Annotated in this window: 9 protein-coding genes and 1 pseudogene; 3 read left to right on the forward strand and 7 right to left on the reverse strand. The window is 73.6% G+C overall.

Annotated elements, in window-relative coordinates; translation table 11 throughout:
• Positions 1 to 408, reverse strand: a pseudogene (locus EEJ42_RS37015) (DNA-binding protein); the annotation flags it as partial.
• A gap of 114 nt (positions 409 to 522) precedes the next feature.
• On the opposite strand from EEJ42_RS37015, the gene EEJ42_RS37020 reads away from it, so the two are divergent.
• Positions 523 to 1749, forward strand: a complete 1227-nt coding sequence (locus tag EEJ42_RS37020; RefSeq protein ID WP_184503455.1) for a hypothetical protein — start codon at positions 523 to 525, stop codon at positions 1747 to 1749.
• Positions 1750 to 1923: 174 nt separating this feature from the next.
• Here EEJ42_RS37020 and EEJ42_RS37025 read toward each other — a convergent pair whose 3' ends face one another.
• From EEJ42_RS37025 to EEJ42_RS37035, 3 genes are read right to left on the reverse strand one after another with little or no spacing between them, the layout of a single operon-like run.
• On the reverse strand, positions 1924 to 2775 hold the full coding sequence (locus tag EEJ42_RS37025) for an ABC transporter ATP-binding protein (RefSeq protein ID WP_123106572.1): 852 nt from the start codon (positions 2773 to 2775) through the stop codon (positions 1924 to 1926).
• The gene (locus tag EEJ42_RS37030; RefSeq protein ID WP_123106573.1) at positions 2772 to 3896 is read right to left on the reverse strand and encodes a FecCD family ABC transporter permease; all 1125 of its coding nucleotides are present in this window, start codon (positions 3894 to 3896) and stop codon (positions 2772 to 2774) included. Before EEJ42_RS37030 ends, EEJ42_RS37025 begins: the two co-directional genes overlap by 4 nt.
• Positions 3893 to 4927 (reverse strand): FecCD family ABC transporter permease, encoded by a 1035-nt coding sequence (locus EEJ42_RS37035; protein WP_123106574.1) that lies wholly within the window; start codon positions 4925 to 4927, stop codon positions 3893 to 3895. Before EEJ42_RS37035 ends, EEJ42_RS37030 begins: the two co-directional genes overlap by 4 nt.
• Before the next feature lie 82 nt (positions 4928 to 5009).
• Between EEJ42_RS37035 and EEJ42_RS37040 the strand changes: the two genes are divergently transcribed.
• Positions 5010 to 5645, forward strand: coding sequence for an HAD family hydrolase (locus EEJ42_RS37040; RefSeq protein WP_425473015.1), 636 nt, complete (start codon positions 5010 to 5012; stop codon positions 5643 to 5645).
• A 49-nt stretch (positions 5646 to 5694) separates the two neighbouring features.
• On the opposite strand, the gene EEJ42_RS37045 is transcribed toward EEJ42_RS37040, so the two are convergent.
• Positions 5695 to 5964: a hypothetical protein gene (locus EEJ42_RS37045; protein ID WP_179935114.1), complete on the reverse strand. Its 270-nt coding sequence runs from the start codon at positions 5962 to 5964 to the stop codon at positions 5695 to 5697.
• Positions 5965 to 6143: 179 nt separating this feature from the next.
• Here EEJ42_RS37045 and EEJ42_RS54005 point away from each other — a divergent pair, with 179 nt between their 5' ends.
• Positions 6144 to 6527, forward strand: coding sequence for a cold-shock protein (locus EEJ42_RS54005; protein WP_123106577.1), 384 nt, complete (start codon positions 6144 to 6146; stop codon positions 6525 to 6527).
• A 49-nt stretch (positions 6528 to 6576) separates the two neighbouring features.
• Here the strand turns inward: EEJ42_RS54005 and EEJ42_RS37055 are convergent, their stop codons facing one another.
• Positions 6577 to 7431 carry a 1,4-dihydroxy-6-naphtoate synthase gene (locus EEJ42_RS37055; RefSeq protein WP_184503456.1) on the reverse strand — a complete coding sequence of 285 codons (855 nt, stop codon included), beginning with the start codon at positions 7429 to 7431 and terminating at the stop codon, positions 6577 to 6579.
• Positions 7428 to 8117: futalosine hydrolase (locus EEJ42_RS37060; protein WP_123106578.1), on the reverse strand; the 690-nt coding region annotated here is incomplete at its 5' end. The genes EEJ42_RS37055 and EEJ42_RS37060, both read right to left, overlap by 4 nt.

Raw genomic sequence — 8117 nt, forward strand, 5'->3', positions numbered from 1 at the left:
CAGCGTGGCGACGGCGCGCGGCAGCTCGGCGGCGACTCGGTCGCGGAGCGCGGCGGCGTCGGCGCCCCGGCCGGCGGCGGGGACGTCCCCCGTCATCAGGGCGCTCAACGTCTCGTACGGGCACGGGTCCGGCGCGACCGCCAGGGCCTCGGCGGTCTGGAGGGCGAAGCGGTCGAGCCGCTCCACCGCCCGGACGACCGAGGCGCGGGTGCCCGCCCGGGTGGCGAGCTGGGTGAGGTCGCCCGGGACGGGGGACAGCAGGTCGGGACGGGCGCGCAGCAGGGCGGCGAGCGCCTCGTCGGGGCGCGTGCGCAGCTCCTCGGCCAGCGTGCGGGGCGCCGCGCGGCCGCTGGCGTCTGGGCCGGTCCCTGCGGTCACGCATGCCTCCCGATTACGCGAGCTGCTCATTCGATCCACAGTACCCGGGGGTGCCGGGCGTCGGGGGTGCGGCGCAATCCAGCCTCCGCACGGTACCGTCGGTGCCGTCTGGCACGCCGACCATGCGCATTCTCAGGGGTCTTGGTGGGGATCGAGAGCGAGAAGCTCGTCTACGACTATCTGAGCCGTGTTGGGGACCTGGCTCAGCAGCAGGGCCTGCCGTCCGGTGAACGGATGCGGCTGGTCTCCGGGCTGCGGGCCGACATCGACCACCGGCGGTCGACGGGCGGTACGGACAGCGCGGCCGGGGTGAAGCGGATTCTGGCCAAGCTGGGCACGCCCGCCGAGGTGGTCGCCGCGGCGGGCGGCCGGGCGTCCGTCGGGGACGCCACCCCGGGCGGCGACGGCACCCCGGGCGGGGGCAACGGCGGAGGTACGCGTACGTCGGGCGCGGCGCGCGCGGCCCGCGACAAGCTGGCCGGACTCGCCGAACGCACCGGACTCAGCAACAAGGTGCCCTCACCGCGCGAGCCGAACGGACCGAACGGGCCGAACGGGCCGAACGGTACGGGGGGCGATGACACTCCCGTCTCCCTCGCCAAGCACATGCCCGTGACCCCCGAAGCGCCCGAGGCCCCCCGCCGTCGGTCCGGGCCCCATCTGGCGGGTCAGGACGAGTTGGGCCCGCGCGAGTCCAACCCCGACTGGTGGCACGTGGAGCCCAGCCCGTTCGCCCAGCCCGAGCATCCGGACGGCCAGTTCGGCTTCGTCGAGGGCTTCGTCGGCGGCATCGAGCTGCCCGAACTGCTCGGCAACGGCAAGACGGTCGAGCAGGAGCAGCAGGAACAGCGGGAGAAGCGGGAGGCCGAGAAACGGGCGGCGGAGGAGGCGGCCGAGGCCGAGGCCGCCGAGGCGGAGGCCGCGGGGAAGAGGACGCGTCGGCGCGGCCTGGTGCGCCGCGCCCTGCTCGGCCCCGGGAAGTCCGCCGACGCGGAGGGCGGCACCGGCAAGGCGGGCGCCCGGGCCGGTTGGGCGGCGGGGCTCAGCCCGGTGCTGCTGCTCTCGATCGTGCTGCTCGTGGCGGGCGCGGTGATGGGCAACATCGTCGTGCTCGCCTTCGGCTGGGTGCTCGCGTACGCCACCGGCAAGCTGTCCCGCGCCGAGGCGAAGTGGGCGGTGCTGGGCATGCCCGGCCTGGTGGCGGCCGGGGCCATGGTCTGGCTGTGGGGCCGGACCAACGGCAAGTGGGGCGACCCGATCCCGGAGAACGGGATGAAGGACGTGCTCACCGAGACCTGGCCTGTGGTCGTGCGCGGCGCGGCCGTCGCCACGGTGCTCTTCCTGGTGTGGCGGGCGCGCCGGCGGGGCTGACCTCGCTGAAGCCGCGGCTCGGCGGCTAGCGGCGTTCGGCCTTCACCGCCGCCTCGTCCCCCGTACGCTGCTGACCTCGCTGGAGCCCCGGCCCGGCGGTTAGCCGCGTTCGGCCTTCACCGCCGCCTCGTCCCCCGTACGCTGCTGACCCCCCCTGAAGCCCCGGCTCGGCGGCTAGCCGCGTTCGGTCTCCACCGCCGCCTTGTCCTCCGTACGCTCCGGCTCCGCCTGCCACGGCGCGCCCGGGACGACGAGGGGGCTGCCCGTCACCGGGTCCGGTACGACGACCGACTCCAGCCCGAACACCTCCCGTACCAGCTCCGCCGTCACCACCTCCGACGGGCGCCCGCGCGCGACGACGCGTCCCGCCTTCATCGCGATCAGGTGGTCCGCGTACCGCGCCGCCTGGTTGAGGTCGTGCAGGACGGCCACCACCGTGCGTCCGCGCTCGTGGTTGAGCTGTCGGACCAGGTCCAGCACCTCCACTTGGTGGGAGATGTCCAGGTAGGTCGTCGGCTCGTCCAGCAGCAGGAGGCCGGTCTCCTGCGCGAGGGCCATCGCGATCCAGACGCGCTGCCGCTGGCCGCCGGACAGCTCGTCCACCAGCCGGTCGGCGAGCGCCGTCACGTCCGTGCGCTCCATCGCGTCGCCGACCGCGCGCTCGTCCTCGTCGGACCACTGCTGCCACCAGTGCTGATGCGGCTGGCGGCCGCGGGAGACCAGGTCGGCGACGGTGATCGCGTCGGGTGCGACCGGGGTCTGCGGGAGGAGCCCGACCGACTGGGCGATCTTCTTGGTGGGGATGCGGGCGAGGTCCGTGCCGTCGAGGAGGACGGCGCCGCCGCGCGGCTTGAGGAGGCGGCCGAGGGCGCGCAGCAGGGTGGACTTGCCGCAGGCGTTGGGGCCGACGATGACCGTGACCTCGCCGTCGGGTATCACCAGGTCGAGGCCGTCCACGACGGTCCGGTCCTCGTAGGCGAGGGTCAGGTCGCGGGCGGCGAGCCGCCCCGTTGCGGATGCGGTCATGCCGTGGTGCCTCCGTTGCGGCTGCTGCGACCGCGTCCCCCGGACGTCAGCAGCAGGTAGATCAGATACGGGGCGCCGACCGCGGCGGTCAGCACCCCCACCGGCAGTTCGGTCGGCGCGAACGCCTTGCGCGCCAGCAGATCGGCGGCGACGACAATGAACGCGCCGGTCAGCGCCGAGCAGAGGAGCGGGATCTGCGCGGTCCGGGTCATGCGGCGGGCGATCTGCGGGGCGAGCAGCGCCACGAAGTCGACCGGGCCCGCCGCTCCCGTCGCCATCGCGGCGAGGACGATGCCGAGGGTGGCGAGCCCGAGCCGTACCCGCCCGAGCCGTACGCCCAGCGCGGTCGCCGTGTCGTCGTCCATCGAGACGGTGCGCTGGGCCCGCGCCGCCCACAGCACGGCGGGCAGCAGGAACAGCAGCGCCCAGCCGAGCGGGGTGGCCTCGTCCCAGCCGCGCCCGTTGAGGGAACCGGTCATCCACACCTTGGCCTGCTGGGCGACGAGGTAGTCGCCCTTGGTGAGGAAGAGCTGGGTGATGGAGCGGAGCGCGACGGCGAACCCGATGCCGATGAGGACGAAGCGGGTGGCCTGGAGTCCGCCGCGCCAGGCGAAGACGTAGACGAGGGCGGCGGCGGCCAGGCCGCCCGCGACGGAGACGTACGGCAGCACGCCGAAGGACGTCACGCCGTACGTCATCGCCCCGACCGTGACCGCGCTCGCGCCCTGGGTGACACCGATGATGTCGGGGCTGGCGAGCGGGTTGCGGGCCACGGTCTGGATGAGGGCGCCCGCGATGCCGAAGGCGGCGCCGACCAGCAGGCCGAGGGTCATGCGGGGGAGGCGGAGGGTGCCGACGACGAGGTCGTTCGGGGTGGGCTGCCCGATGCCGTACTGGGTGTGCAGGAGGGCCTTCACGGCGTCGGCGGGGGCGATGAGGCTCTCGCCGAGGCAGAGGTACGCGACGCACACGGCCGCCGTGGCGGCGGTCAGCGCGAGGGCGACGACGGCCGCGCGGCGGTGCAGCAGGAACGAGGCGCGGCGGCCGGTGCGGAGGAGGCCGTAACCGATGGGGCGGACGGTCGGCCGTCGCACGGCGGTGTCGCCATCGACGCGGCTCATGCCGTCACCGTCCTGCGCCGTACCAGCGTGACCAGGAACGGGACGCCGATCAGGGCCGTCATCACACCCGCCGGGACCTCGCTCGGCGGGAACACGAGGCGGCCCACCACGTCCGATATCAGCAGCATCACCGGGCCGATCAGGGCGGCCATCGGCAGGACCCAGCGGTGGTCCGTGCCCACCACCGCCCGCGCGAGGTGCGGGACCGCGAGGCCGACGAAGGCGATCGGGCCCGCGGCGGCGACACCGACGCCGGTGAGGACCGTCGCGCCGAGGCCCGCGAGGACGCGGACGACCGCGATGTTCTGGCCGAGCCCCTTCGCGACGTCCTCCCCGAGCGCCAGTGCGTCCAGGCCGCGGGCGGCCGCGGCCACGAGCACCGTGCCCACCAGCAGGAACGGCCAGATCTGGCCGACGATCTCGGCGTCGCGCCCCGCGAGGGAGCCGATCTGCCAGAACCGGAACTCGTCCAGCGCCGCCGCCTTCGTCGTCAGCACGCCCGAGGTGACGGACACCAGCAGGGCGTTGACGGCGGCTCCGGCGAGCGCGAGCTTGACCGGGCTCGCGCCGCCCCGCCCGCCGGAGGCGATGGCGAAAACGGCGACCGCGGCGAGGCCCGCGCCCGCGAAGGCGAACCACACGTACCCGGTGAGCGTGTGCACCCCGGCGAAGGCGATCGCGAGCACGACCCCCACCGACGCGCCCTGGCTGACGCCGAGCACACCGGGGTCGGCGATCGGGTTGCGGGTGACGCCCTGCATCACGGTGCCCGCCATGGCGAGCGCCGCGCCGACCATCAGGCCGACGACCGTACGCGGCAGCCGCAGGGACCGCACGATGTCGGCGGCGTCGCTCGTACCGCCGTGCAGCAGCGCGTCCACGACCTGGCTCGGCGCGATCTGGCGGCTGCCGAGGGCGAGGCTGAGCAGCACCGTGAAGAGGAGGGCGGCGACCGCCGCGGCCGTCCAGCCGACGCGGCGCCGGACCAGTGCGGCTCTGGGACTTCGGCTGCTGGCCCGGTCGGCAGACATCGCTTCCGTTCGCTCGTTCGGTTCTCGCGCGTGAGATCGGCGCAGGTAAGGCGACGCTTAGTGTATGCAAGGGCCAGGCACAATGACGGGCATGGCTGTTCCGAGCACTTCCCCCCTGACCGTCGGCTTCGACCTCGACATGACCCTCATCGACTCGCGCCCCGGCATCAAGGCCGCCTACGAGGAGCTGGCCGCCCGGACCGGAACCCCCATTGACGCCGAACTCGCCATCACCCGGCTCGGCCCGCCGCTGGAACAGGAGCTGGCGCACTGGTTCCCGGACGAGCGGATCCAGGAGATGGGCGACCTGTACCGGGCGCTGTACCCGGAGTTCGCGATCGCCCCGACCCTCGCCATGCGCGGCGCCCGGGAGGCGATAACGGCGGTGCAGCGGGCCGGCGGGCGCGCCATCGTCGTCACGGCGAAGCACGAGCCCAACGCCGAGCTGCACCTGAGCCACCTGGGCATCGAGGCGGACGCGGTCATCGGCTGGCTGTGGGCGGAGGCCAAGGCGGAGGCGCTGCGCGAGTACGGGGCGTCGGTGTACGTCGGGGACCACACCGGTGACGTACGGGGCGCGCGGACGGCGGAGGCGCTGTCGGTGGCGGTCGCCACCGGGCCGTGCGCCGCGGAGGAACTGCGCGAGGCGGGGGCGGACGTCGTGCTCGACGACCTGACCGCGTTCCCGGCGTGGCTGGAGGTCCACACCGCGGTGTGACCCGCTGCGGGGATCTCTTACGGCTGGCGCGCGACGACGCCGCGCGCGATTACGGCTTGTGGTGCGCGACCCGTGCGGCCTCGCGCCGCTGCGCCGCGATCGACCGCAGCATCCCGGCGGCCGCGAGCGCGAAGCCGACGCCCATCAGCATGCAGACGAAGTACGCCACCGACGGCAGCGGATCGGCGCCCAGGAACAGGGGCGCGACCGTCGCGAGGGTGGCGACCGCGCCGACGGCGAAGACGATCACGCCGATGCGGACGAGCCGGTCACCGGGAGCCTCATCACTGGTTCCGCTGTGCGGGGTTTCGTTGCTCACCGCTCCAGGGTAGATCGGTGCCAGAGCGCGCATACCAACCACCCGGAACCACCCGGGTACGTCTTGTCACCAGGCTCGGGACCATTAGCCTTGGTGGTGGCGGGTCTTACGACCCGCTGTAGTGCTATCCAGAGCTGTTTTTCCGTGTTTTCCGACGAGCGACGAGGACGAGGACAGACGTGCCTACCGGCAAGGTCAAGTGGTTCAACAGTGAGAAGGGTTTTGGCTTTCTCTCCCGCGATGACGGCGGTGACGTCTTCGTGCATTCGTCGGTGCTCCCGGAAGGCGTGGACGCGCTGAAGCCGGGGCAGCGCGTTGAATTCGGTGTCGTCGCGGGAAACCGCGGTGACCAGGCGCTTTCGGTGACGCTTCTCGATCCGGCACCATCCGTGGCGGCCGCGCAGCGGCGTAAGCCGGACGAGCTGGCGTCGATCGTCCAGGATCTGACCACGCTGCTGGAGAACGTGACGCAGCAGTTGGAGCGCGGCCGTTATCCCGACAAGGCGCACGGCCACAAGATCGCGGGGATGCTGCGGGCGGTGGCCGACCAGCTCGATGTGTGATGAGAAAGTCGCGCCGATAGTCGATAAGCGAACGTAAAAGCGAACGGAATTAGGCGAATTCCAGAGCGTCCGGGCCGAGGGGCGGTACGAGCCCCTCGGCCGCCGCGCGTGTGAGCAGTCCGCGCACCGCCGCGTAGCCGTCCTCGCCCAGGTCCGCGGTGAACTCGTTCACGTACAGCCCGATGTGCTGGTCCGCGACGCGCGGGTCCATCTCCTGGGCGTGCTCCAGGACGTACGGACGCGACGCCGCCGGGTCGTCCCAGGCCATCCGGACCGACGTACGAATGGCGTCGGCCAGTTCGCGCAGCCGCTCCGCGCCCAGCGAGCGCTTGGCGATGATCGCGCCGAGCGGGATGGGCAGCCCGGTGGTCAGCTCCCAGTGCTCGCCCATGTCGGCGAGGCAGTGCAGGCCGTAATTCTGATAGGTGAACCGGGCCTCGTGGATGACGAGTCCGGCGTCGACCAGACCGTCCCGTACCGCGGGCATGATCTCGTGGAACGGCAGCACCCGGATCTCCCCGACCCCGCCCGGCACCTCGGCGGCGGCCCACAGCCGGAAGAGCAGGTACGCGGTCGACCGCTCGCTCGGCACGGCGACCGTCTTGCCCGCGAGGTCCTTCGCCGCGCCCGGTTCCCTGGTGAGCACCAGCGGGCCGCAGCCGCGCCCGAGCGCCCCGCCGCACGGCAGCAGCGCATAGTCGTCCAGCACCCAGGGCAGCACCGCGTACGACACCTTCAGCACGTCGGACTCGCCGCGCTCGGCCATGCCGTTCGTGATGTCGATGTCGGCGAACGTGACGTCCAGCGCGGGTGCGCCCGGGATCCGGCCGTGCGCCCAGGCGTCGAAGACGAACGTATCGTTCGGGCAGGGCGAGTAGGCGATCGTGAGCGGCTGTGCGGTCACTGCTGGCTTCCTTCCAGGTCCAAGTCCAGGTCCGGGTCCGGGGCCGCCGGGTCCGGGGCCGGGGCCAGATCCGGGGCGGCGGTCGCGAGGACGGGCGCGGCCCGCGTGAACGCCTCCGCCAGGGCGTCGAGTGCCTCGCCGATGCGCCAGGCCGCCCGGTCGCGCGGGCCGACCGCGTTGGAGACGGCCCGCACCTCCAGAATGGGCACGGACTGGGCGGCGGCCGCCTCGGCCACCCCGAAGCCCTCCATCGCCTCGGCGACGGCGTCCGGATGGCGCCGCAGCAGCGCCGCGGCCCGCTCGGCGCTGCCGGTCACGGTCGACACGGTGAGCACGGTGCCGCGTACGGCACTGATCGCTCCCGTTGCCCCGGCCGTTCCCGTTGCGCCGGCCGGCCCGATCGCCGTGGCGACGGCGGTGACGAGGGCGGGCGGCGGCCGGTGCGCGACGGTGCCGAAGCCGAGGTCGGTGACGGCGGCGAAGCCGTCGGGGGTCTCGGCGCCCAGGTCGGCGGCGACGACGGCGTCGGCGACCACGACGGAGCCCAGCGGGGCGTGCGGCGCGAAGCCGCCGCCGATACCGGCCGATACGGCGAGGTCGTACGGGGCGCCCCGGACGGCGGCGACGGTCAGCGCGGTGGCGGTTCCGGCCGCCGCGGCGGCCGGGCCGACCCCGGCGGCCAGCAC

This window comes from Streptomyces botrytidirepellens, from assembly GCF_003721215.1.
Classification (GTDB): domain Bacteria; phylum Actinomycetota; class Actinomycetes; order Streptomycetales; family Streptomycetaceae; genus Streptomyces; species Streptomyces himastatinicus.